Genomic DNA, 21,225 nt, shown 5'->3' with positions numbered 1-21,225 from the left:
CCGTACCGGCACGGGCCCCATGCCCGTTTGAATAACGCGTTCGGGATGAGGGCCGCTGAGGACAACCCTCGCATGCCCTTGCTCATCCCGTTGATCCGCATAGGTGGCCAAAAGTTCCGTCGCCTCCACCTTCAGCGCCTGAGCAATGAGCTGTTGGGCGCCGGCCCGAATGATGTCCATGAGCGAATCCTTGCTGACTCGATCTTCTGCCTCTGTTTTGCTACCCTCTTGCATCGTGGCGTCTCTCCTTTGTGGTTGGGGTGGATGTCTCGCAACAGCCATTGCAACCCGAGACGCCGCGTCTGTTCAACACAGCTCAAACACTACTTTCGAATATAGCTCCCAGCACCATGTGGATATGGTCAATCTGCACACTCCATTGCTGTACCTCCACATCGGGATTATACTGTTGGATATGCGGCTACTGCTCCTGCACAAAAAGCTTGATTGCCCCCGCAAAATGCGCCGTCGATACTTGGGGATCCACACCCCATGATATTGATGCGGATACGCCCCATGGCCAATGAGCCGAAACCTCCATGCGCCAGTGTCATCCAAAATCCCTCATGTGGCAAGGAGTCCCCCGCTTCCAGCGGGGAGCGCTTTCACCCACGGCCTTACGCCACGTGGTCCTCCGCGCTGGCTTTGATAGATGTGTATTGCAGAAAATTCTGAAATTGTAGGAACTGATTCTGGCAAAAAGTCTACTCAAGGAAGAAGGGGCATTACCCTGGTGTAGCCTCTTTTGAAATTTCTCGATGGTGAATGGTGACGTCATAGCCCAATGTTTTCAAAGTATCTTTCATGCTTAGGACGATCGCCACCGAACGATGTCGCCCGCCCGTACACCCGAAAGCAACGGTGACATAACTTCGTTGTTCCCTTTCGAACAATGGCAACAAAAAAGTAAATAATTCTTTCAAGTGCTCGAGAAAGACCTTAGCCTCCCTCGTGTCCAAGACAAAGCGTTGAATATCGGCGTGTTCCCCCGTTAATGGCTGAAGGTCAGGCACGAAATGAGGATTGCGAAGAAATCGAACATCAAATACCATGTCCACATCGAAAGGCACTCCGAATTTATAGCCAAAACTCATGAGACTAATTTTCAGGGATTGTCCTTCACCCCGTTCTCGATAATGTTTAATGATCCAGGCTTTAAGGTCGTGGACGGAAAATTCTGACGTATCCAGGACGCGATGGGCTCTAGCCCGAAGGCTTTGTAGCCGTTCACGCTCTAATTGAATGCCCTCAATAATCGGCCGATGTGGGAGTAAAGGATGCGGACGCCGTGATTCAGAAAAACGCCTGACTAATATATCATCCTGTGCCTCTAAAAAGAGCAATTCAACGTGACAGCCATCACTTTGCAAGGCTTCAAGATTGCTCAATAAATCTTCAAAAAAAGCCCGCTCACGAATATCAATTCCCAAGGCCACCTTCTTCACGTCTTTGTCCGGTTGGATACACAATTCAGTGAATTTTTGAAATAAGGCCGGCGGAAGATTATCCACACAGAAAAAGCCTAAATCTTCCAAACACTTCAGAGCTTGAGTCTTGCCAGATCCCGATGTCCCCGTCACCATCATCAATTGAAGAGGCAACGGATCGCTTTTCAAAGAAGATTCAGGTATTTCCTTCGGCATCATGACGCTTTCACAATCATCGGGCATGGACCCACTCTTTGACCCTTCAGGTTAGCAGGAACCAGAAACTCAATGAGAACAATTATCTGAAATATTCACAATGGGGTCTAAGGCCTGAAGTCCGCTGAATAAAATTATGTGGGTATTCGCTTTCGTTGGCTAGCAGAAGCAATATGTAATTCAGCTCGATATTTAGCTACAGTTCGACGAGCAATTAAGATATTTTTATGACGGAGCCTGGAAACGATTTCCTGATCTTTCAACGGATTGGCTGCATCTTCTTGTGCCACCATCTCCCGAATCATCTCACGAACAGTCACAGAGGACATATCCTCTCCACGGTTGTCAGCCCTTTGAATCCCTGCATTAAAAAAGAATTTCAGTTCAAGAATGCCCTGAGGGCAATGCAAATATTTATTGGTCGTCACCCGGCTTATTGTGGACTCATGCATACCCACATCTTCGGCCACCTGCTTCAAGACTAATGGCCGAAGATACTGAACCCCTTTTTCCAAAAACGCTTCTTGAAACTTCACAAGGCTCTTGACGACTTTCACAATCGTTTTGTTACGCTGATCAATGCTCCGTATAATCCATTGTGCGCCTTTCAATTTCTCCTCAAGATAGTTTTTCGTGTTCCCAGCATCTTCTCCTGAATGGGAAAGGAGTCTCCGGTAATATGGACTAATCCTCAACCGAGGGAGACCATCATCATTCAACAGCACGACCCACTCCCCTTCATACTTGACGACGTAGACATCCGGAATAATAATCGAGTTACTATCCGAAAAATAGGGGCGACCTGGCTTCGGTTCCAGACTCTCTATCACCCGAACAGCTTCATAGACTTCATCCAGAGTCACGTTCAATGTTTTGGCCACTGACTGATACCGTTTTTTCTGAAGATCGACTAAATGATCTTTCAAAATAGCAGCCACCACATTCATCGGTACCGTAGTATGCAGATGAGAGGTGAATTCAGTCTCATCATGTTGTAGATGATCCAGTTGGATCAATAAACATTCTGCTAAATCCCGTGCCGCAACTCCTGGGGGATCAAATTGCTGAATCTGGCGGAGCACCTCTTCAACATGATCAACAGAGCATTTCGCGTCCTCAGCTAATTCTAGAAGAGGCACCCGCATATACCCGTCTTCATCCAAATTGCCAATAATCATTCTGCCAATGTCCCGGTCATCCCCTGCAAGAGAAGAGAGACGGAGTTGCCAATCCAGATGCTCTTCAAGAGAAGTCGGTTTGGTAAGCGTTTGCTCATACGAAGGAAACTCTTCATCTCCCGAGTAAGCTTCATCCCGCTGAGCAGGCCGCCAGTCATTCCCTAAAATATTGTCCCACTCTTCGGAGGACAATGGCTCACCTTCCTTGACGGTTGGTTGAATTTCTGTGCCCTCACCCGACGGCTCACTTTCGGCACCAGACTCTTTCGCCGGCTCTGAGTGCTCCTCCCCCACCGAGGCTTCTTCATCCAGGGATTCCAATGCCAAATCTTCTAAGAGAGGATTTTCTACTAAGTGTTGAGCCAACACCTGCTGAAGCTCTAACCGAGAGAGTTGCAACAGCTTAATCGCTTGTTGCAGTTGGGGGGTCATCACCAACTTTTGAGATAACCGAAGGTCTAACCGAAGATCCATTGCAGAAACCCACTTCCTCTTTATTGGAACATTTTGAAGCGCTCGCCCAGGTAGACAGCCCTGGCTTTTGGACTATTTACAATGACATCAGGTGGACCACTTTCTAAAATGGTTCCTTCGCTTATTATATAGGCTCGGTCGGTAATGGAAAGCGTATCTTGGACATTGTGGTCTGTAATCAGAATGCCGATATTTTTCTTTTTTAAATTGGTCAAAATATCTTGAATATCTCCCACCGCAATTGGATCAATTCCAGCAAAAGGCTCATCTAGAAGTAAAAATTTTGGGTTCGTAGCTAACGCCCGCGTAATCTCCAAGCGTCGACGTTCTCCACCTGAGAGTGTAAAGGAACCATGCGTACGAAGCCGAGTCAGATCCAATTCCTCTAACAATTCATCTAATCTGGTTTTTCGGGTAGAAGTGGAAAGGTCTAATGTCTCCAAAACAGCTAACACATTGTCCTCAACGGAGAGCCGCCGAAAAATTGAAGCTTCTTGTGGTAAATAACCAATTCCACGCCTCGCCCGCTTATACATTGGCAGGGCAGTGATTTCATGGTTGTTGAGAAAAATTTCACCATGATCTGGTTGACAGAGCCCTACGACCATATCGAAAATCGTAGTCTTACCAGCACCATTTGGTCCAAGAAGGCCAACAACTTCTCCTCCCAACAATTCCAAGCTGACTCCTCTAACGACTTGGCGACCCTTAAAACTCTTTTTTAAATCTTTGGCGAAAATTTTGTGAAGAGATTTCGCCGGTGCTTCAGGCATTGGAATTCCTTAATTCAATCGTGCTGTTACTGAACAAAGCGAATTCTGGTGCTCAACTTGATGATCAACCATCAGTCATCCTATCTGTTGGTTGACCCATCCTTTTCAGTCATAATCTAAAAGACAATTTTTATAAGCACTATGAAATATTCTGAACGACCCAATAAATCTAATTGGACACTCCTGCAATTTTCAATTTTGCTCTGACTCTTCAATAATCACTTGGGTTCCACCTTCCACCACGCTCCTGTTTTCTTTTAAAAACATTGTCATCTTTGGACCACTAATCCTAGTCCCTGCCTGCCAGGCCACCGGAGATCCAGTCAGGATAACCTTTTCCTCTGCTTTGTAATACAAAGCATGTTGACTAGTAGCCCGACTTTCCCCTTTTTCAATTCTAACTTTCCCCTTTGCTTCAATATAACTAATTTCTTTTCCCGATTCTGATTTGGCTCCTGAAGGCGTGGACAAAGAGAGATCTGAGGCTGACTTTTCCTTAAAATACACGATCATCACATCAGAATGTACTACCAGTTCACCTTGAACCATTTTGACCGATCCCTTAAAAATAGCTTGGTTTTTTTCGCTACTGGCCGTCATCGTATTGGAAGTAATGACCGTAGAGGTTTTCGGCCCATCTCCTCTTCCTACGATGGGACCAAAAACCAAAATTAGCCAGAATATCAACCACCCAAGTGAGATCGGCAACGAAACTCTTATGGCGACACCACCTCAGCACGAACATTTTTGAGCAAATGAAATTCATTCTTATCCACGTCTCCCTCTAATCCTGTTCCAGTAATGATTAATCCATCTCCCTTAATTGTCACTTGGTCCGTGGTATAAATCTGTCGTGCTTGTTCGTTCCAGGTCAGTTTATCTGAAAATACTTGAAAACCAGACTCAAAGGTGATTACGGTTTTCTCGTTTTTACTCGTTAGCTCAAAGTCATTATTGGAAGTATTCATGACACCTTCTTCAGAGGTGATCCGCAATTGTTCTTTCTGAAATGCACTATCGAAAAGCCGCACCTGAACCGTCTCCAACTTAGCCTCATGCTCTTTGTCAAACACCTTTGCCTGGTCCGCATTTACGACCCATTTTGTGGACCCAGATCGAGTTTGGCGGTAAGTAAACCCATGAATCCATGCATCCGCGCCTTGCTGTTCCTCTAAAGTTACAGAAGTGGTTTCTTGGCTTCGCGTTTGCATATGATTCACCACACGATATCCGATAAATACGGCCATACATAAAACAAGCAGAGTTAAAATGGTCCTCGTACCATAAAATTGCATGAATACGTACTCGGTCGAAAGACCACCCTTAGGGTAAAAAACCCATAAAAAAGAATAGCACAGGGTCCAGGCCAAGTAAATAAAAGACCTTAACCCTGTGAAGTATCGAATGCGGAGAGAAGAAACTATGTTGGAGAAACGGAAGCAGTGAGAAATATAATTTTAAAAGACGAAGGTCTGCACATTCCTAACTGGACGGAGAAGAAACGACCACTTTCTCAGACTCATTCCCTTTTTCGACCAATTCAATAGCCACAAGTTTTGCAGCATCACCTGGTCGTTGGCGAGTTTTAATAATCCTTGTATACCCACCGTTCCGCTCAGGAAAACGCTTGGCAACATCATCAAAAAGTTTTTGAACAGTTTGCTTGGTCCGTAACACACGCAAGGCCCCCCGTCTGGCTTGAAGAGTTCCCTGCTTCCCCAGCGAAATTAATTTATCGGTGATACCACGTAGCTCTTTTGCTTTGGCCTCCGTGGTTTCAATTCGCTCATGCTCCATGAGTGATGTCACCAAATTTCTGAATAATGCCAACCGATGCTTACTATTTCGTCCTAATTGTCTTCCGCGTTTTCGATGACGCACAATACACGTCCTTTGAAAAAAGTTAGATATGGGATTCTGTTACTTCGCTCACTTTGGTTCCTAAGGCCAACCCCATTTCCGCTAGGACCTCTTTAATTTCATTTAAGGATTTTTTACCAAAGTTTTTGGTCTTCAACATTTCATTTTCGCTTTTTTGAACTAAATCACCTATAGATTTAATGTTAGCATTTTTCAGGCAATTTGCAGCGCGAACCGAAAGTTCCAATTCATTCACACTTCTAAACAGATGTTGATTAATCAACATCTTGCTCTCATCTCCGCCCTCTTCTTGGGCTGGCTCACCCCTCTCCTCAGATGGAAGGCAAATATCTAAATGGTCGCGAAGAATTCCTGCTGCTGAAGTAACAGCTTCCTGTGGAGATATGCTTCCGTCAGTCCACACTTCCAAAATCAGTTTATCATAATCCGTAATCCGACCTACCCGTGCACTTTCCACACTGAAATTAACGCGTTTAATGGGGGAAAAGACTGAGTCTACCGGAATGACTCCTATTGGCAATCCCTCTTCTTTGTTTCGTTCTGCGGGGACATATCCACGCCCTGGCTTCACAATAAGTTCAATATCTAACATCCCATCTTTATCTAAAGTAGCAATATGAAAATCTGGATTCAGGATTACCACGTCCGGGTCTACAGACAAATCGCCGGCTAACACTTCGCCAGGCCCCTTCTTTTTCAATCGAATAGCCTTCGCCTTATCAGAATGTAAACGCAACCGCAATGCTTTAATGTTTAAAATGAGAATCGTTACGTCCTCGGTCACACCTGGTATGGTCGAAAACTCATGATATACTCCCTCAATTTTTACTGAGGTGACAGCCGCCCCAGGAAGCGAAGAAAGTAAAACCCGCCTGAGGGAATTCCCCATGGTGGTTCCAAAGCCTCGTTCAAATGGCTCAGCTGTAAACTTGCCATAAGTAGGTGAAGCATTGTCCTTTTCCAATTCCAGCTTCGTTGGTATTTGGAAATCCTTCATGCTATTTATCATAAGGATCGCGTCTCCCTTTCTTGGTCCCAAGGCCATGTAAGTGATCAATTCGCAACATCCGCTCTATCTCAGGCAATACAATTACCGTGAGTACAGCTCCACTACAATTTGTTCATTGACCAATACATCAATGTCCTGCTTAGTGGGAATGGCTTGGACGGTACCCTTCAATATATTTCGCTCCATCTCTAACCAATTCGGCACTCCCCGGCCACTAGTAATTTCTAGAGCGGCTTGGACCGGTACAAGCTGACGACTCTTTTCCTTAATTTCGATAATATCCCCAATGTTCACAGTTACCGAAGCAATCGTGACTTTTCGGCCATTCAACATCACATGGCCGTGATTGACCAATTGTCTCGCTTGGCCGCGTGATGAAGCAAAACCTAGGCGATAGACAACGTTATCAAGCCTGCGTTCAAGTAGACTCAACAAATGTTCGCCCGTAATACCTTTCCGGCGAACTGCTCGGTGGTAGGTATTGAGGAATTGACGTTCCTGCATACCATACACACGTCGAAGCTTTTGTTTTTCCCTAAGCTGCGTGCCGTATTCCGTCGCACGCCCTCGGCGCGATTGCCCATGCTGTCCAGGTGGATAACTTCGACGCTCAATTGCGCATTTTTCAGTCATACACCTGGTCCCTTTTAAAAATAGCTTTACCCCTTCACGCCGACATAACCGACATACAGGACCAGTATATTTGGCCATGGACTTTCTCCCCCTATCTCCAGTTCACGAAAAACCGATAATGTAAAAAGATCCCCATAAGAAATTAGACCCGTCTTCGTTTTGGAGGCCGACACCCATTATGAGGTATCGGTGTCACATCACGAATAAGATTGACACGCAAGCCAGCGGACTGAAGTGCCCTCACTGCGGCTTCTCGTCCAGATCCAGGTCCGTTCACATAGACATCAACTTGTCGAAGGCCAAATTCCATGGCCTTTTTTGCAGCCACTTCACCGGCACGCGTAGCGGCGAAAGGGGTACTCTTTCTGGATCCCTTAAAGCCCTGGCTACCTGCACTAGCCCAGGTTACAGCCCCACCGGTCATATCCGTGATCGTCACAATAGTATTATTGAAAGAGGCCATGATATGCACGATCCCAACTTGTAAAACTTTTCTTTCCTTTTTTTTTCCCTTTTTAACACTCATGAAAGATCCCTTTCAGCAGCTTATTTCCTAACTTTTCCGCCAATCGCTCCACGTCGTCCTTTTCTCGTTCGTGAATTAGTTTTCGTCCTTTGGCCTCTTACAGGTAGACCCTTGCGATGTCGTAACCCTCGATAAGTGCCAATATCCATCAAACGCTTAATACTCATCGTGACCTCTTTCCTTAGGTCACCCTCTACGTCATAATCCTTATCAATTGTCTCACGTAAACGGACGACCTCATCCTCATGCAGGTCCTTTACCCTTGTTTCAGGAGCCACTCCTGTCTTTCGTAATATATCTCGCGACCTGGCCGGACCAATCCCAAAAATATAGGTTAATCCAACGTCAATCCGTTTTCCTACCGGCAACTCTACGCCTGCAATTCTAGCCATTGCTTACATTCCTCTCTTATATTGGGATTAACTTAATCAATCCCTACCGAACATCAACGCATCTCAGCCTTGTCGCTGCTTGTGTTTGGGGTTTGTGCATAGCACCCTCACAACCCCTTTGCGGCGAATGACCTTACATTTAACACAAATAGGTTTTACTGATGATTTGACTTTCACGATAACAACCTCTATTTAAACCGATAGGTAATCCGTCCACGAGTCAGGTCATATGGAGATAGTTCCACTGTCACCTTATCTCCTGGCAAAATTCTTATAAAATGCATTCGCATCTTTCCTGAAATATGAGCTAAAATTTTATGCCCATTTTCCAACTGAACCCGAAACATCGCATTCGGCAAAGTTTCAGTAACCGACCCTTGAACTTCAATAATATCTTCTTTCCCCATGAGGAAATTTACTTAACCTCCAACCTAGGACCACCCTGTTAAAATGCGAGGTGGACCTTTTGCTTCGATTGTGATGGTATGCTCAAAGTGAGCGGAGAGTGATCTATCGCAAGTCACTGCCGTCCAGCCATCTTTAAGAACTTTGACTGCAGAACCTCCTAGGTTAACCATCGGTTCTATAGCAAGAGCCATCCCAGGTTTTAATCGTGGACCCTGTCCAGGTCTCCCATAATTTGGAACTTGCGGTTCTTCGTGCAACTGACGCCCAATACCATGACCCACAAAATCACGGACAACCGAATACCCATGCCTTTCTACATGTGTTTGAATTGCAAATGATATGTCCGAAAGACGATTACCCACAACAGCCTGTTCAATTCCTTTACGTAAAGCTTCTTGGGTGACCGCAATCAATGATTGAGTATTCTCAGGCACCGCCCCAACTGAAACCGTCACAGCTCCATCTCCGTAAAACCCTTCCACAATGGCGCCCACATCCAATCCAATAATGTCTCCATCCTTCAATTCACGCTTTGATGGTATTCCATGCACCACTTCTTCATTAATGGATGCACAGAGGCTTTTAGGATAGTTCCTATACCCTTTAAATGCTGGAATTCCGCCCAAATCTAGAATACATTCCTCTGTAATTCTATCTAATTCCAGTGTAGTTATACCTGGCTTTACTTCATGAACCAGTAATTGATGACATTGGGTAACAATTTTACCGGCACGAGCAATGAGTTCAATTTCCTCAGCCGTTTTTATGATGATCATTCTATCCGGGTTGCGTTAAGAGAGCTATCAATCGCTCCCGAACTTCAGAAACTGACCCTGATCCATCCAATTCGGAAAGAACTCCCCTTTCCTTATAATATTGGATTAAGGGCTCTGTTTGTTTTTGATATACCAACAATCGGGATTGAATGGTTTCCGGTTTATCATCATTTCGCTGAATAAGGGGTATTTCACATACATTGCACACCCCCTCTTTTTTTGGTGGGATGGACTTAAGATGATATACGGCCTTACATTGTGGGCAACTTCGTCTCCCGCTTATTCGTTCAATTATATCTGCCTGGGGAAGGGAAAAATATACCACCCGATCAATTGCCCCCCCATTCTCCTCCAAAAACGAAGACAACTTATTGGCTTGGGCTACCGTTCGAGGAAATCCATCTAACAGAAACCCATTTCGACATTCAGGAGAACTTAATTTTTCTTCAACTAACCCAATCACGACATCATCAGGAACTAATTCTCCACGCTCCATAAAAAGTTTTGCTTCATTTCCAAGTTTGGTATGCCTTTCAACGCTCTCTCTCAGCAAATCTCCGGTTGAAAGTTTTTGAATACAGAAATTTTTGGCAATAAAATCTGCCTGTGTCCCTTTTCCAACTCCCGGAGGGCCTAAAAAAACAACCCTCATTATGCTACCCACTTCTCCCTTTTAATGACCCTTTTCCGAGAAAACCTTCATAATTCCGCATGAGCATATGATTTTCAATTTGTTGGGCCGTATCCAACCCCACCCCAATGACAATCAAAAGTGAAGTACCTCCAAAATAAAAAGGCATATTAAGTCGGTAAATCAATAATTCTGGAATAACGCATACGATAGCTAAATAAATAGCTCCAGCAAATGTAATTCTGGTCAATACCTTATAAATAAAATCCGCAGTCTTTTGCCCAGGTCGTATCCCTGGGATAAATCCACCATATTTCTTCATGTTGTCAGCCATATCAACAGGATTTAGCACCACAGCTGTATAGAAGAAACAGAAAAATATAATCATTCCAACATATAGCATTGTATATAGTAAGGATCCTGGAGCTAGTTGAGACCCGATGCTTTGAACCCACGGTACTTGTATAAAACTGGCAATCGTGGCTGGAAACGCAATAATCGAAGAGGCAAAAATGGGCGGAATTACACCAGCCGTATTAATTTTCAAAGGAATATGGGTGTTTTGTCCCCCATATACCCGTCTCCCAACTATTCGTTTGGCATATTGAACCGCAATTTTTCTTCGTCCACTTTCTAAAAAAACAATAGCACCCATAACTGCCAGCATAACGACACCAAGGACTAATAGTAAAAGGAGACTGATTTGACCAATCTGATATAAATCAAAGGTTTGAACAACTGCACTAGGAAGACTGGCAACTATGCCGGAGAAAATTATAAGAGAAATACCATTTCCAACACCCCGTTCAGTTATTTGCTCTCCTAACCACATTAGGAAGGCCGTACCAGCTACCAACGTAATCACTGTCATCAACCTAAAAGACCAACCAGGGTCAAGAACAAATGCTCCATCATTCATTCCTTCCAAGCCGAGAGCAATACCAAATCCTTGAATCAAGGCAATTAGGATTGTTCCATACCTTGTGTATTGAATGATAGTTTTTCTTCCTCGCTCACCTTCTTTTGCTAATTTCGAAAGATGCGGAACAACCACCGTGAGAAGCTGTAATATAATCGAGGCACTAATATAGGGCATAATGCCCAATGCAAAAATCGTGAGCCTCGATAAAGCACCTCCCGAAAAAATATCAAGGAAGCCCATGAGGGCCCCACCTCTTTCGGTAAGAAACTTGAAAAGCTCTTCATTATTGATTCCGGGGGTGGGGACATGAGCCCCAATCCGATAAACTGCAAGCATAGACAAGGTAAATATTACCCGGCTACGCAACTCCGGAATTTTGAAGATATTTTGAAGGCTTGTGATAAGCCGCTCAAGCACGGCCGATCACCTTTACTTGCCCACCGGCATTCTCAATTTTTTGTCTGGCAGTATCACTAAATTTATGTGCCTCAACAACAATCGGTCGATCAATTTCCCCAGTACCAAGTACTTTGACATGTGGGTTTCGCCCTTTAGTTAACCCAATTTCCTTAAAAACTGTTGGGTTAAAATTCATGGTTTTTTCCTGAGAAACTAGATCCTTAAGATTTACCACCGAATATTGTATCCGAAATATATTTGTAAACCCACGCTTGGGCAATCTGCGGGCAAGTGGCATTTGTCCACCTTCAAACCCAGCTTGATTAGCTCGACCGGAACGGGCTAATAACCCCTTATGCCCTTTCCCGGCTGTCTTCCCTAACCCGGAACCTGGCCCACGGCCAAGGCGCTTTTTCTTGGTTTTTGAACCAGGAGACGGATGTAAATCGTGTAGTTTCATGAAACAGCAACCTCAATAAGATGCCTGACCTTATAAATTAATCCACGTACCTGTTCTGTATCCGGACGACTGACAGTCTGTCCTATTTTCCTAAGTCCGAGCCCCAATAACACCACACGCATCTTATCTGGATGGCCTATTGTGCTCCGCTTTAATGTGATTGAGAGATTAGCTGGTGTTACCATGATTTCCAGGTTTCCTCACTGGTTTTTTATTTCAATTAATCTTCCATCCCGACGGCCGTTCGACGCATCTCTCTTACTTCATAGGGATCACGCAGTTGGCTCAAACCTTCAATAGTTGCCCTCACGGCATTAAACGGATTCCCACGACCTAGGGTTTTCGCAACGATATTCTGAGCACCAGCCACCTCCAGTAACGAACGCACCGCTCCTCCAGCGATGATACCCGTACCTTGTTTTGCCGGTTTCAAGACAATATGCTCTCCACCAAAATATCCATGCACCTCATGGGGAATAGTATTAGCTTTAAGGGGAATCCTGATTAGATTTTTTTTTGCGTGAGCCACGGCCTTAGCTATGGCAGATGGAACTTCGGTCGCTTTACCTTTTCCTACACCAACCCAACCATCGCCATCGCCAACAACAACCAAGGCTGAAAAGGAAAACCGTTTCCCCCCTTTCACCACTTTGGCTACACGGTTAATCACCACCGGCTTATCTTTCAAATTGAGCTCTTCAACATTAACCCTCACAGATGTGAATCCTTCCCTTTAGCAAAAGTTGGGGCTGAGCAAGATTAGAATTTTAACCCACCTGAACGAGCAGCATCCGCCAACGCCTTGACCCGGCCATGATACAATCTGCCACCACGATCAAATACCACTAGTTCAATTGGTATGGCCTTTGCCCGTTCAGCAATTGCCTGTCCCACCATCTTGGCTGCTTCAATATTTCCACCTGATTTTATTTTATCCTTTAAGCCAGGGTCACAGGATGACGCCGAAACCAAGGTACGACCATCCGCATCATCGATAATTTGTGCATAAATATGAGAATTACTCCTAAATACACTTAATCGTGGACGAGAAGATAATCCGACAATGCGCAACCGCACCCGCCGACTCCGCTTAAGCAACCTTTTTTGTTTTTCCAGTATATTCACAAGTTCAACCTACTTTTTGCCGGCTTTACCAGCTTTTTTACGAAGGATTTCACCAACATACTTAATACCTTTTTGCTTGTACACATCCGGAACCTTCATACTTCTGATTTGGGCTGCCACCAAGCTAACCATTCGTTTATCAATTCCTTTGAGAGAAATTGATGTTTGCTTGTCAACAGATGCCTCGACTCCTTTTGGCAATTTTATTGACACTGGATGAGCATACCCGACAGAGAAACTTAATTCACTTCCTTGAATTTGCGCTCGGTATCCAACCCCCATCACTTCAAGGTTTTCCTGGAAACCATCCTTGACTCCCTTTAACTGATTGGCGAGCTCCGCCCTTGTTAGTCCATGTAACGCCTTAAGTTTTGCTGAATCGTCATTTCTGGACAACGAAACTTCTTCTTTTTCTACACTGGCTTCTATTCCCGGGCTCAGTCCCCACTGGAGTTGCCCCAGCGGCCCCTTCACTAAAACGTTCCCATCAATGACCCGCACTTCGACTCCTTTGGGAATTGATATCGGCTTTCGTCCAATCCTCGACATGATTAACCTATTAATTAAAAATTCAAGTAAATAAGGTATCCACAATCACCACACATGGCATAAAACTTCACCGCCGACTTGGGAACTCCTGCATTGCTCATCAGTTAATAATCCACGATCAGTAGTCAGGATAGCCATTCCCAATCCACGCATCACTCGTGGAAGATCTTCCTTCCCGGCGTAGACTCTACACCCCGGTTTACTAATACGTTTTATCCCGGTTATGAATGATTTTTTTTGGCGACCAGGAGCATATCGAAGCGAAACTTCAATAACTGGGTGCCCATTGGCACCCGTAGCTGCTTTGTAGTCACGAATGAATCCCTCTTCCTTAAAAATTCGCAGGATATCGTTTTTAACCCGAGAAGATGGGATTTTAACCAAATCGTGGCCACGGCGTCCCGCATTTTGAATTCGCACGAATAAATCTGCGAGAGGATCAGTCATCGACATGCTAAAAACCTCGTATTGAATTATTTGCCAATTACTACCAAAAATTGTTTAACAAATACGCTACCAACTGGATTTGGTTACGCCGGGGATATCACCACGCAAACTCAGGAAACGAAAACATATTCGACACATAAGGAAGCGACGCAAAAATCCTCTCACGCGCCCACAAAGCGGACAACGATTATAGTGGCGGCATGCAAATTTTGGCTTTCGTTTTGCCTTATTTTTTAGTGCTAACCTTGACACGTTCGCTCCTTTCCCTCCTTAGGGTTTCCGAAAAGGCATTCCTAAGTGGGCCAATAAAGATTTGGCTTCATCATTCCGTTGAGCGGTAGTAACAAACGTAATATCCATCCCATGGATTGATGCAACATCATCATATTTTATTTCAGGAAACGCCAGCTGTTCTTTTAAGCCGAGCGTATAGTTCCCTCGTCCATCGAAAGCTTTTGGCGAGATCCCACGGAAATCACGAATTCTGGGTAAAGCCACCGATACCAACCGGTCCAAAAACTCATGCATCCTTGCGCCCCTTAAGGTAACCTTCGCTCCTATCGGAATTCCTTCACGCAATTTGAATCCCGCGATGGCTTTTTTTGACCGAGTCAAGACAGGCTTTTGCCCGGTTATTTGTTCAAGTTCGGCCGCGGCACTTTCCAATAATTTTACATTTTGAACGGCTTCCCCCATACCAATATTCAAGACGATCCTTTCCACTCGTGGCACCTGCATTGGGTTTTTATACCCAAATTCCTTCATCATGGCAGGGATAACCCGCTCATGGTACATCGCCTTAATCCGTGGAATATAATCCTTCGGTTTAACCGCAGAGGAACCGACGGCCTTTTCCTTTTCTTTGACTGTTTGTTTGGTTACAGATTTTGATTTCATCAGCTTTTATCCAAAACTTCATTTGGTGCTTTTTGATAAACACGGACTTTCCGTCCATCATCAAAAGTTTTCATTTTCATTCTTGAAGGTTTTTTAACAGAATCACAAAATGCCATGACATTGGAAATCGCCATAAAGCCTTCCCGCTCAAGGATTCCCCCCTGCTTATTTTTAGCGTTTGGTTTTGTATGTCGCTTAATTATATTTAGCTTTTCAACTGTGACCCTGGCATCTTTTGTTTGAACCTGGAGGACTTTCCCCGTCTTACCACGCTCCTTGCCAGCGATAACCATAACTATATCGCCTTTTTTTATCCGAAATTTTTCAGCCATATCCACCTACCCTAAATGACTTCTGGAGCCAGAGATATAATTTTCATGTACTTTTTCTTTCTTAATTCTCTTGCAACGGGCCCAAATATACGAGTCCCAACAGGATCACCTTGAGCATTAACTAAAACACACGCATTCCTGTCGAATTTGATATGGGAACCATCTTCTCTTCGACGGCCTTTTTTAGTTCGAACTATGACGGCCTTCATGACGTCACCTTTTTTAACTGATGCCTTTGGAATTGCCTCTTTTACGGCCACCACAATGATGTCCCCTAAAGACCCATACCGGCGCTTCGTTCCACCCAGCACGTGAAAACACATCACATTTTTTGCGCCTGAATTATCGGCCACGTCAAGATAAGTATAATTTTGTATCATTAGGTTTCTCTATTTCTTATTAACCGAAGAAATATTTAAAACACATATCCAGAATTCTAGGAAGCCACTCGTTTACTTAAAACCTCAGAAACTCGCCAATGCTTCGTCTTACTTAAAGGCCGCGCATAGACAATATGAACCTGATCTCCTATCTGACATTGATTCACTTCATCGTGAGCCTTCAACTTTGTCTTTCTTCTCAACACTTTTCCATACAGAGAATGACGCTCTATGCGAATAACTTCAACCACAACGGTTTTTTGCATTTTATTACTAACTACTTTTCCCGTAAGTGATCGGGGCAGAGCCCTGGTCTGTGTCATAATTAATTAACTTTCCTTACAAAGTCTTGGTTGACTAATTAGCCTTTTGGCGAAGAACAGTTTTAACCCTGGCGATATCTTTTCTTGTCTCACGTATTCGCATTGGATTTTCCATGCGTCCTAATGCCAATTGACTCCGAAAATGGAACAATTCCTGCTTCAATTTATTTATTTTTTCAAACAACTCACTTTTTTCTAAATTTTTTATTTCGTCCATTTCCATATCCCATACCTACAAAACAGGTATTTCTCCACGAATAACAAATTTTGTGGCCACAGGTAATTTATGCCCTGCCAAACGCAATGCCTCTTCTGCAACGGTTTGCGTAACATCATCCATTTCAAACAAAATCCTTCCAGACTTTACCGGGGCAACCCAATATTCAGGGTTCCCCTTTCCTTTTCCCATTCGAACTTCCGCAGGCTTCTTAGTAATGGGCTTATCAGGGAAAATTCTGGTCCAAATCCTGCCACCCCTCTTGACATGTCTGGTCATCGCGATACGAGCAGCTTCGATTTGCCTGGCCGTAATTCTTCCTGGCTCCATGGCTTTTAGGCCGAATACTCCATAGGCGATTTCACCACCACGGTAGGCCTTTCCCCGCATCCGGCCCTTTTGAACCTTTCTGAATTTAACCCTTTTCGGAGCTAACATCTTTCAAATACTCCAATCCCTTAGATCATTTCTATCTTTTATAAAAAACCTAATGAAGGCTCAGACTTTTCCAAAGAAGGAATTTGAGCATCACCTTTAAATATCCAAGCCTTAACCCCAATTTGGCCCATGGCGGTTTTGGCCTCGGCAAATCCATATTCAACATCCGCCCTAAGAGTATGAAGGGGAACTCGACCCTCTCGATACCACTCAGTTCTGGCAATTTCATGTCCTCCCAGTCGACCAGCGCAATACACCTTAATCCCCAATGCACCAAGTCTCAAAGCAGAGGCAACGCTTCGCTTCAACGCACGACGAAATGAGACCCGCTTTTCCAATTGGGTGGCAATGTTCTCTGCAACCAGCTGAGCATCCAACTCTGGCTTCTTAATTTCTTTTACCGTTACAAAAACTTCATTGCCATACTCTTTTTCAAGGGTGGCTTTTAACTTATCAACCTCAGCGCCCTTTCTCCCTATGATAATTCCGGGACGAGCAGTATGAATGATCAATTTAAGTTGATTGCCAGATCGCTCTATTTCCACGCTGGATATGCCAGCATGATACAAGCGTTTTTTAACCACGTCCCTTATGGACAAATCTTGGTGAAGCAACTTCGCAAAGTCTTTTTTTGCATACCATCGCGAATGCCATGTTCTGGTATAACCCAATCTGAAACCATACGGGTGCGTCTTTTGACCCATCTATTCTTTCTCCCCCTTAACTCCCAAGATTTGAAAAATTGGCACCACTACCCAGCCGGACTCACAACGATTGTTATATGACTCGTTCTCTTATGAATAGGGTTAGCCCTTCCCATTGATCGAGGGCGAAAGCGCTTATATATTGGACCACCATCCACATACGCTCTGGCGATTCTAAGATTTTCTGGGTCACCCAAATCCTTCTGCCCGGCGTTAGATACTGCCGAAAAGAGTAATTGCTCAACCACCCTGGCCGCTGACCTGGGGGTATATTTCAATATGGCTAATGCTTCAGCCGCATTCCTTCCCCTAACCATATCAACAATCAACCTTGCCTTACGTGGGGCCAATCTTACATGTCGAAGAATTGCTTTAGCTTCCGCCATATTTTTTCTACCTTGCTCAAATACCTATGACTTAAGAAAACCGAAAATTTTTTACTTTAACGCAACTGCCTTTTCACTCCTAGCATGACCATGTCCCTTAAAAAATCTCGTCGGAGCGAATTCACCCAATTTATGACCCACCATATTGTCGGTAATAAAAACGGGGATAAATTTCTTTCCGTTATGGACCGCAAAAGTTAAACCGATCATATCTGGAATAATTGTCGACCGTCTCGACCAGGTTTTTATTACCTTTGATTCTCTTCCTTCCCTGGCCTTTTCTACTTTTTTTGCAATATGGTCATCGACAAATGGACCTTTATGGACTGACCTTGGCATCGATTCCCCCTTAAATTAACGGGATTTTTTCTTTCTACCGGCAATTATAAAACGCGAGCTTTGGTTTCGCGGCTTTCTTGTTTTAAACCCTTTTGTCGGCTGACCCCATGGTGAAACAGGATGCGGATTCCCTTGACCAGACTTTCCCTCACCACCGCCATGAGGATGGTCAACCGGATTCATCACGACTCCCCGTTGATGCGGTTTACGCCCTAACCATCGAGACCGACCAGCTTTCCCAATGGTGACATTATTATGATCGGCATTCCCTACCTGCCCGATCGTGGCCATACACGTTCCGAGTATTTTCCTCATTTCACCAGACGTTAAACGAATCTGGACATAGCCCTCATCCCGGCCCATCACCTGAGCTGAAGCCCCCGCACTCCGAACTAATTGGGCTCCCTTACCCGGCTTTAACTCTACATTGTGCACCACAATACCGAGAGGCATTTCCATAAGGGGCAAAGCATTTCCCACCCTCACGTCTACCCCGGTACCAGCTTGAACTGAATCCCCAACCTTCAAGCCAAAAGGAGCCAGGATATAGCGTTTCTCCCCATCCGCATAATGCAAAAGTGCAATTCGAGCCGATCGATTAGGGTCATATTCAATTCCGGCAACCTTGCCGACAATATTTAATTTATCCCGCTTAAAATCAATCTTCCTATAGAGGCGCTTATGCCCACCACCCTTAAAGCGGGAAGTAATTCTTCCAGAGTTATTCCTCCCACCAGACTTGGATTTAAAGCTGGTAAGGGCTTTTTCCGGTCTTTTACGCGATAACCCCTCACCGGTGACAGCCGACATTCCTCTTCGGCCAGGTGAGGTTGGATTATATTCTTTTATTGGCATAAACTAACTTTCTTTATTTCAGAAATTGACAACGATTAAATCCACTAGGCACTTTCATATAATTCTATTTTTTCGCCCTCTTTTAAAGTAATGAAGGCCTTCCTCCAATCTGATCTCTTTCCGGCAAAACGACCTTGTCGTTTTTTTTTGCCTCTAACATTCATAACATTCACCGAAGCCACCTTAACGCTAAACACCTTCTCCACGGCCCTACGAATATCAATCCGAGTGGCCTGACGATGAACGGAGAACGCAATACCATTCTTTATTTCGCGTATTGCGGTAATTTTTTCTGTTAACAAAGGACGAATTAAAACATCATGTGGATTCACGTTACACCCAAATTTCCTGAATTCGTTCTAGCTCTGCCCTGGTTACAACCAACTTTTCACACCAAAGCACGTCATATACATTAAGGTCCTTACCATGAATAATTTTAAGATTCTTTACATTTCTTCCAATACGAATAATATCAGCCAATCCCTCGTGAATGACTAAAAGGATTTTCCCACTCGCCCCGACATTGGTTAAGGATTTAACCAATTCACGAGTTTTCAATTCTGGAAGTACCAAGTCGCCCAATACCACCAATCCATCTCCAGCCTTGGCTGCCAAAGCTCCCCTTAAGGCCGCCCGATACATTTTCTTTGGCAAGGTGGTGGAATACGATCTAGGCTTGGGCCCGAAAACCGTACCGCCCCCCCTCCAAATGGGAGAACGACTTGATCCGGATCTTGCCCGACCCGTATGCTTTTGCTTCCATGGTTTCTTACCGCCGCCCCTTACCTCGCCACGACCAAGCGTGGACGCTGTACCCTGCCTGGCACTTGCCCGCTGCATAACAACGGCGCGGTGGACCAACGAGGGATTAACCGACGAACTAAAAACACCATCCGTCAAATCAACTTTATCAACAGGCCGAGAGTCTGGGCCAATTACTGGAAAAGCATCAATAGATTGCATCAGCTGACCTTCCTTACCATGACCACCCCTCCAACCGGACCAGGCACAGAACCTGTAACTAAGAGTATGTTTTCCTCAGCCTTTATTCCAAAAACCGTTAATCCTCTTACAGTGATTTGCTTATTTCCCATGTGACCAGGGAGTTTTTTATTTTTTAACACCCTTGAGGGAAAAGAGCTCGACCCGATGGAACCAGGGGCTCGATGAAACATCGAACCATGAGATGCTGGGCCACCGGCATAATTATGCCGCTTCATAACCCCCTGAAATCCTTTTCCCTTAGAAACTCCCTGAACATGAATTGGCTCACCTTCAGAAAATAAATTTACGTCAACCTGGGAACCCACCTGCACTTCTCCGGCTGAACCAAACTCCCTCAAATAACCCCAAACTTTATTTCCTGCTTTTTTTAAATGCCCTAACTGAGGCTTCGTTTGTTTTCCTTCCGGCACTTCACCAAACCCAATCTGCACGGCATCATACCCATCGGTACTCATTTTCTTAACCTGCACAATTCCGCAGGGGCCAGCTTCAATAACCGTCACAGGGATAAGGCGTCTTTCCTTATCAAAAACCTGGATCATACCTAATTTTTTACCTATCAACCCTTTAACCATAATTCAATAATTACCTAAATTAAGTTGACTGTAACTAAGGGAAGCATTGACCAGAAACCTATAGTTTAATTTCTACATCCACACCGGCCGCCAGATTAAGTTTCATCAGGGCGTCCATAGTCTCGGGAGTAGGTTCCATAATATCCAGCAATCGCTTATGAGTACGAATCTCAAACTGCTCCCGTGACTTTTTATCAACGTGAGTCGATCTTTGGACCGTCCACTTCTCAATTCTCGTAGGCAGAGGCACAGGACCAGCAATGCGGGCGCCACTCCGACGAACGGTATCCACAATCTCACGAAGAGATTGATCTAACACCCTATAATCAAACCCTTTTAGTCGAATTCGTATTCTGCGGTCTCGATCCACAAAAACCTACCCTTTCCACTTCACCAGTATTTCTTATGCGACGATTTCCGTGACCACCCCGGCTCCGACCGTTCGGCCCCCTTCTCGCACTGCAAATCGCACCCCTTGCTCCATCGCAATCGGGGAGATCAGTTCACCCTCAAATGACACATTATCCCCCGGCATCACCATCTCGACC

At 44.7% G+C, this 21,225-nt stretch carries 35 protein-coding genes and 3 pseudogenes; all 38 read right to left on the bottom strand.

Translation table 11 applies throughout. The features are described 5' to 3' along the window. A pseudogene (locus ACTRXD_RS01865) lies at window positions 1–234 on the bottom strand (IS256 family transposase); the annotation flags it as partial. A gap of 491 nt (window positions 235–725) precedes the next feature. After that, window positions 726–1,670, bottom strand: a complete 945-nt coding sequence (gene rapZ, locus ACTRXD_RS01860; RefSeq protein WP_442430164.1) for an RNase adapter RapZ — start codon at window positions 1,668–1,670, stop codon at window positions 726–728. 107 nt (window positions 1,671–1,777) lie between these two features. Next, window positions 1,778–3,295, bottom strand: a complete 1,518-nt coding sequence (rpoN, locus tag ACTRXD_RS01855; protein WP_442430163.1) for an RNA polymerase factor sigma-54 — start codon at window positions 3,293–3,295, stop codon at window positions 1,778–1,780. Window positions 3,296–3,315: 20 nt separating this feature from the next. Next, window positions 3,316–4,068: an LPS export ABC transporter ATP-binding protein gene (gene lptB / locus ACTRXD_RS01850; protein WP_442430162.1), complete on the bottom strand. Its 753-nt coding sequence runs from the start codon at window positions 4,066–4,068 to the stop codon at window positions 3,316–3,318. 192 nt (window positions 4,069–4,260) lie between these two features. Next, entirely contained in the window at window positions 4,261–4,776 is a 516-nt protein-coding gene (locus ACTRXD_RS01845) for an LptA/OstA family protein (protein ID WP_442430161.1), read from the bottom strand. An 8-nt stretch (window positions 4,777–4,784) separates the two neighbouring features. Next, entirely contained in the window at window positions 4,785–5,363 is a 579-nt protein-coding gene (gene lptC, locus ACTRXD_RS01840; protein WP_442430165.1) for an LPS export ABC transporter periplasmic protein LptC, read from the bottom strand. Window positions 5,364–5,577: 214 nt separating this feature from the next. After that, window positions 5,578–5,949: pseudogene (rplQ, locus tag ACTRXD_RS01835) on the bottom strand (50S ribosomal protein L17); the annotation flags it as partial. 22 nt (window positions 5,950–5,971) lie between these two features. Next, window positions 5,972–6,958 carry a DNA-directed RNA polymerase subunit alpha gene (locus tag ACTRXD_RS01830; RefSeq protein ID WP_442430160.1) on the bottom strand — a complete coding sequence of 329 codons (987 nt, stop codon included), beginning with the start codon at window positions 6,956–6,958 and terminating at the stop codon, window positions 5,972–5,974. 81 nt (window positions 6,959–7,039) lie between these two features. Beyond that, window positions 7,040–7,669 carry a 30S ribosomal protein S4 gene (gene rpsD, locus ACTRXD_RS01825; RefSeq protein WP_312744125.1) on the bottom strand — a complete coding sequence of 210 codons (630 nt, stop codon included), beginning with the start codon at window positions 7,667–7,669 and terminating at the stop codon, window positions 7,040–7,042. 64 nt (window positions 7,670–7,733) lie between these two features. Further along, window positions 7,734–8,117, bottom strand: coding sequence for a 30S ribosomal protein S11 (rpsK, locus tag ACTRXD_RS01820; RefSeq protein ID WP_312646282.1), 384 nt, complete (start codon window positions 8,115–8,117; stop codon window positions 7,734–7,736). 20 nt (window positions 8,118–8,137) lie between these two features. Beyond that, window positions 8,138–8,509 (bottom strand): 30S ribosomal protein S13, encoded by a 372-nt coding sequence (rpsM, locus tag ACTRXD_RS01815; RefSeq protein ID WP_442430159.1) that lies wholly within the window; start codon window positions 8,507–8,509, stop codon window positions 8,138–8,140. Between the two features lie 63 nt (window positions 8,510–8,572). Beyond that, on the bottom strand, window positions 8,573–8,686 hold the full coding sequence (gene rpmJ / locus ACTRXD_RS01810; RefSeq protein WP_312646280.1) for a 50S ribosomal protein L36: 114 nt from the start codon (window positions 8,684–8,686) through the stop codon (window positions 8,573–8,575). A gap of 11 nt (window positions 8,687–8,697) precedes the next feature. Further along, window positions 8,698–8,916 (bottom strand): translation initiation factor IF-1, encoded by a 219-nt coding sequence (gene infA / locus ACTRXD_RS01805; protein WP_312646279.1) that lies wholly within the window; start codon window positions 8,914–8,916, stop codon window positions 8,698–8,700. Window positions 8,917–8,940: 24 nt separating this feature from the next. After that, window positions 8,941–9,693, bottom strand: coding sequence for a type I methionyl aminopeptidase (gene map, locus ACTRXD_RS01800; protein WP_442430158.1), 753 nt, complete (start codon window positions 9,691–9,693; stop codon window positions 8,941–8,943). Window position 9,694: 1 nt separating this feature from the next. Continuing rightward, window positions 9,695–10,345 carry an adenylate kinase gene (locus tag ACTRXD_RS01795; RefSeq protein WP_442430157.1) on the bottom strand — a complete coding sequence of 217 codons (651 nt, stop codon included), beginning with the start codon at window positions 10,343–10,345 and terminating at the stop codon, window positions 9,695–9,697. Window positions 10,346–10,349: 4 nt separating this feature from the next. After that, window positions 10,350–11,663: a preprotein translocase subunit SecY gene (gene secY / locus ACTRXD_RS01790; RefSeq protein ID WP_442430156.1), complete on the bottom strand. Its 1,314-nt coding sequence runs from the start codon at window positions 11,661–11,663 to the stop codon at window positions 10,350–10,352. Continuing rightward, the gene (gene rplO / locus ACTRXD_RS01785) at window positions 11,656–12,105 is read right to left on the bottom strand and encodes a 50S ribosomal protein L15 (RefSeq protein ID WP_442430155.1); all 450 of its coding nucleotides are present in this window, start codon (window positions 12,103–12,105) and stop codon (window positions 11,656–11,658) included. The genes secY and rplO overlap by 8 nt, the downstream gene beginning before the upstream one ends. After that, window positions 12,102–12,290, bottom strand: a complete 189-nt coding sequence (rpmD, locus tag ACTRXD_RS01780; protein WP_312744116.1) for a 50S ribosomal protein L30 — start codon at window positions 12,288–12,290, stop codon at window positions 12,102–12,104. Before rpmD ends, rplO begins: the two co-directional genes overlap by 4 nt. Window positions 12,291–12,325: 35 nt before the next feature. Continuing rightward, window positions 12,326–12,820, bottom strand: a complete 495-nt coding sequence (gene rpsE, locus ACTRXD_RS01775; protein WP_312744114.1) for a 30S ribosomal protein S5 — start codon at window positions 12,818–12,820, stop codon at window positions 12,326–12,328. A gap of 44 nt (window positions 12,821–12,864) precedes the next feature. After that, on the bottom strand, window positions 12,865–13,230 hold the full coding sequence (gene rplR, locus ACTRXD_RS01770) for a 50S ribosomal protein L18 (RefSeq protein ID WP_442430154.1): 366 nt from the start codon (window positions 13,228–13,230) through the stop codon (window positions 12,865–12,867). A gap of 9 nt (window positions 13,231–13,239) precedes the next feature. Then, a complete protein-coding gene (gene rplF / locus ACTRXD_RS01765; RefSeq protein WP_442430153.1) occupies window positions 13,240–13,779 on the bottom strand; it encodes a 50S ribosomal protein L6 in 540 nt (179 codons plus the stop codon). Between the two features lie 45 nt (window positions 13,780–13,824). Continuing rightward, window positions 13,825–14,232 (bottom strand): 30S ribosomal protein S8, encoded by a 408-nt coding sequence (rpsH, locus tag ACTRXD_RS01760; protein WP_442430152.1) that lies wholly within the window; start codon window positions 14,230–14,232, stop codon window positions 13,825–13,827. 60 nt (window positions 14,233–14,292) lie between these two features. Beyond that, the gene (locus ACTRXD_RS01755; protein WP_312744107.1) at window positions 14,293–14,478 is read right to left on the bottom strand and encodes a type Z 30S ribosomal protein S14; all 186 of its coding nucleotides are present in this window, start codon (window positions 14,476–14,478) and stop codon (window positions 14,293–14,295) included. A gap of 18 nt (window positions 14,479–14,496) precedes the next feature. Continuing rightward, window positions 14,497–15,123: a 50S ribosomal protein L5 gene (rplE, locus tag ACTRXD_RS01750; protein ID WP_442430151.1), complete on the bottom strand. Its 627-nt coding sequence runs from the start codon at window positions 15,121–15,123 to the stop codon at window positions 14,497–14,499. Next, complete coding sequence (rplX, locus tag ACTRXD_RS01745; RefSeq protein WP_442430150.1) at window positions 15,123–15,455, bottom strand: 50S ribosomal protein L24; 333 nt, start codon at window positions 15,453–15,455, stop codon at window positions 15,123–15,125. The genes rplE and rplX overlap by 1 nt, the downstream gene beginning before the upstream one ends. Window positions 15,456–15,466: 11 nt before the next feature. Next, window positions 15,467–15,835 (bottom strand): 50S ribosomal protein L14, encoded by a 369-nt coding sequence (gene rplN / locus ACTRXD_RS01740; RefSeq protein WP_312646266.1) that lies wholly within the window; start codon window positions 15,833–15,835, stop codon window positions 15,467–15,469. A gap of 56 nt (window positions 15,836–15,891) precedes the next feature. Then, window positions 15,892–16,158, bottom strand: coding sequence for a 30S ribosomal protein S17 (rpsQ, locus tag ACTRXD_RS01735; protein WP_312744101.1), 267 nt, complete (start codon window positions 16,156–16,158; stop codon window positions 15,892–15,894). Window positions 16,159–16,192: 34 nt separating this feature from the next. Next, on the bottom strand, window positions 16,193–16,381 hold the full coding sequence (rpmC, locus tag ACTRXD_RS01730; protein WP_312646264.1) for a 50S ribosomal protein L29: 189 nt from the start codon (window positions 16,379–16,381) through the stop codon (window positions 16,193–16,195). A gap of 9 nt (window positions 16,382–16,390) precedes the next feature. After that, window positions 16,391–16,813, bottom strand: a complete 423-nt coding sequence (rplP, locus tag ACTRXD_RS01725; protein WP_312744097.1) for a 50S ribosomal protein L16 — start codon at window positions 16,811–16,813, stop codon at window positions 16,391–16,393. Between the two features lie 38 nt (window positions 16,814–16,851). After that, window positions 16,852–17,517 carry a 30S ribosomal protein S3 gene (gene rpsC, locus ACTRXD_RS01720; RefSeq protein ID WP_312646262.1) on the bottom strand — a complete coding sequence of 222 codons (666 nt, stop codon included), beginning with the start codon at window positions 17,515–17,517 and terminating at the stop codon, window positions 16,852–16,854. A gap of 47 nt (window positions 17,518–17,564) precedes the next feature. Beyond that, window positions 17,565–17,903 carry a 50S ribosomal protein L22 gene (rplV, locus tag ACTRXD_RS01715; protein WP_312646261.1) on the bottom strand — a complete coding sequence of 113 codons (339 nt, stop codon included), beginning with the start codon at window positions 17,901–17,903 and terminating at the stop codon, window positions 17,565–17,567. Window positions 17,904–17,954: 51 nt separating this feature from the next. After that, on the bottom strand, window positions 17,955–18,242 hold the full coding sequence (rpsS, locus tag ACTRXD_RS01710) for a 30S ribosomal protein S19 (RefSeq protein ID WP_312646260.1): 288 nt from the start codon (window positions 18,240–18,242) through the stop codon (window positions 17,955–17,957). A gap of 15 nt (window positions 18,243–18,257) precedes the next feature. Then, on the bottom strand, window positions 18,258–19,097 hold the full coding sequence (gene rplB / locus ACTRXD_RS01705; RefSeq protein ID WP_442430149.1) for a 50S ribosomal protein L2: 840 nt from the start codon (window positions 19,095–19,097) through the stop codon (window positions 18,258–18,260). 44 nt (window positions 19,098–19,141) lie between these two features. Further along, on the bottom strand, window positions 19,142–19,429 hold the full coding sequence (locus ACTRXD_RS01700; RefSeq protein WP_442430148.1) for a 50S ribosomal protein L23: 288 nt from the start codon (window positions 19,427–19,429) through the stop codon (window positions 19,142–19,144). 1 nt (window position 19,430) lies between these two features. Continuing rightward, window positions 19,431–20,060, bottom strand: coding sequence for a 50S ribosomal protein L4 (gene rplD, locus ACTRXD_RS01695; RefSeq protein ID WP_442430147.1), 630 nt, complete (start codon window positions 20,058–20,060; stop codon window positions 19,431–19,433). Further along, the gene (gene rplC / locus ACTRXD_RS01690) at window positions 20,060–20,677 is read right to left on the bottom strand and encodes a 50S ribosomal protein L3 (protein ID WP_442430146.1); all 618 of its coding nucleotides are present in this window, start codon (window positions 20,675–20,677) and stop codon (window positions 20,060–20,062) included. The genes rplD and rplC overlap by 1 nt, the downstream gene beginning before the upstream one ends. 58 nt (window positions 20,678–20,735) lie before the next feature. Beyond that, on the bottom strand, window positions 20,736–21,047 hold the full coding sequence (gene rpsJ / locus ACTRXD_RS01685; RefSeq protein WP_312646254.1) for a 30S ribosomal protein S10: 312 nt from the start codon (window positions 21,045–21,047) through the stop codon (window positions 20,736–20,738). A 33-nt stretch (window positions 21,048–21,080) separates the two neighbouring features. Beyond that, window positions 21,081–21,225 (bottom strand): annotated as a pseudogene (gene tuf / locus ACTRXD_RS01680) (elongation factor Tu); the annotation flags it as partial.

This window comes from Nitrospira sp. T9 (assembly GCF_052156535.1).
In the GTDB taxonomy this organism is placed as follows: domain Bacteria; phylum Nitrospirota; class Nitrospiria; order Nitrospirales; family UBA8639; genus Nitrospira_E.
Note: the sequence above shows the minus strand (reverse complement) of the source record. Positions and strands in the feature narration are given on the sequence as shown.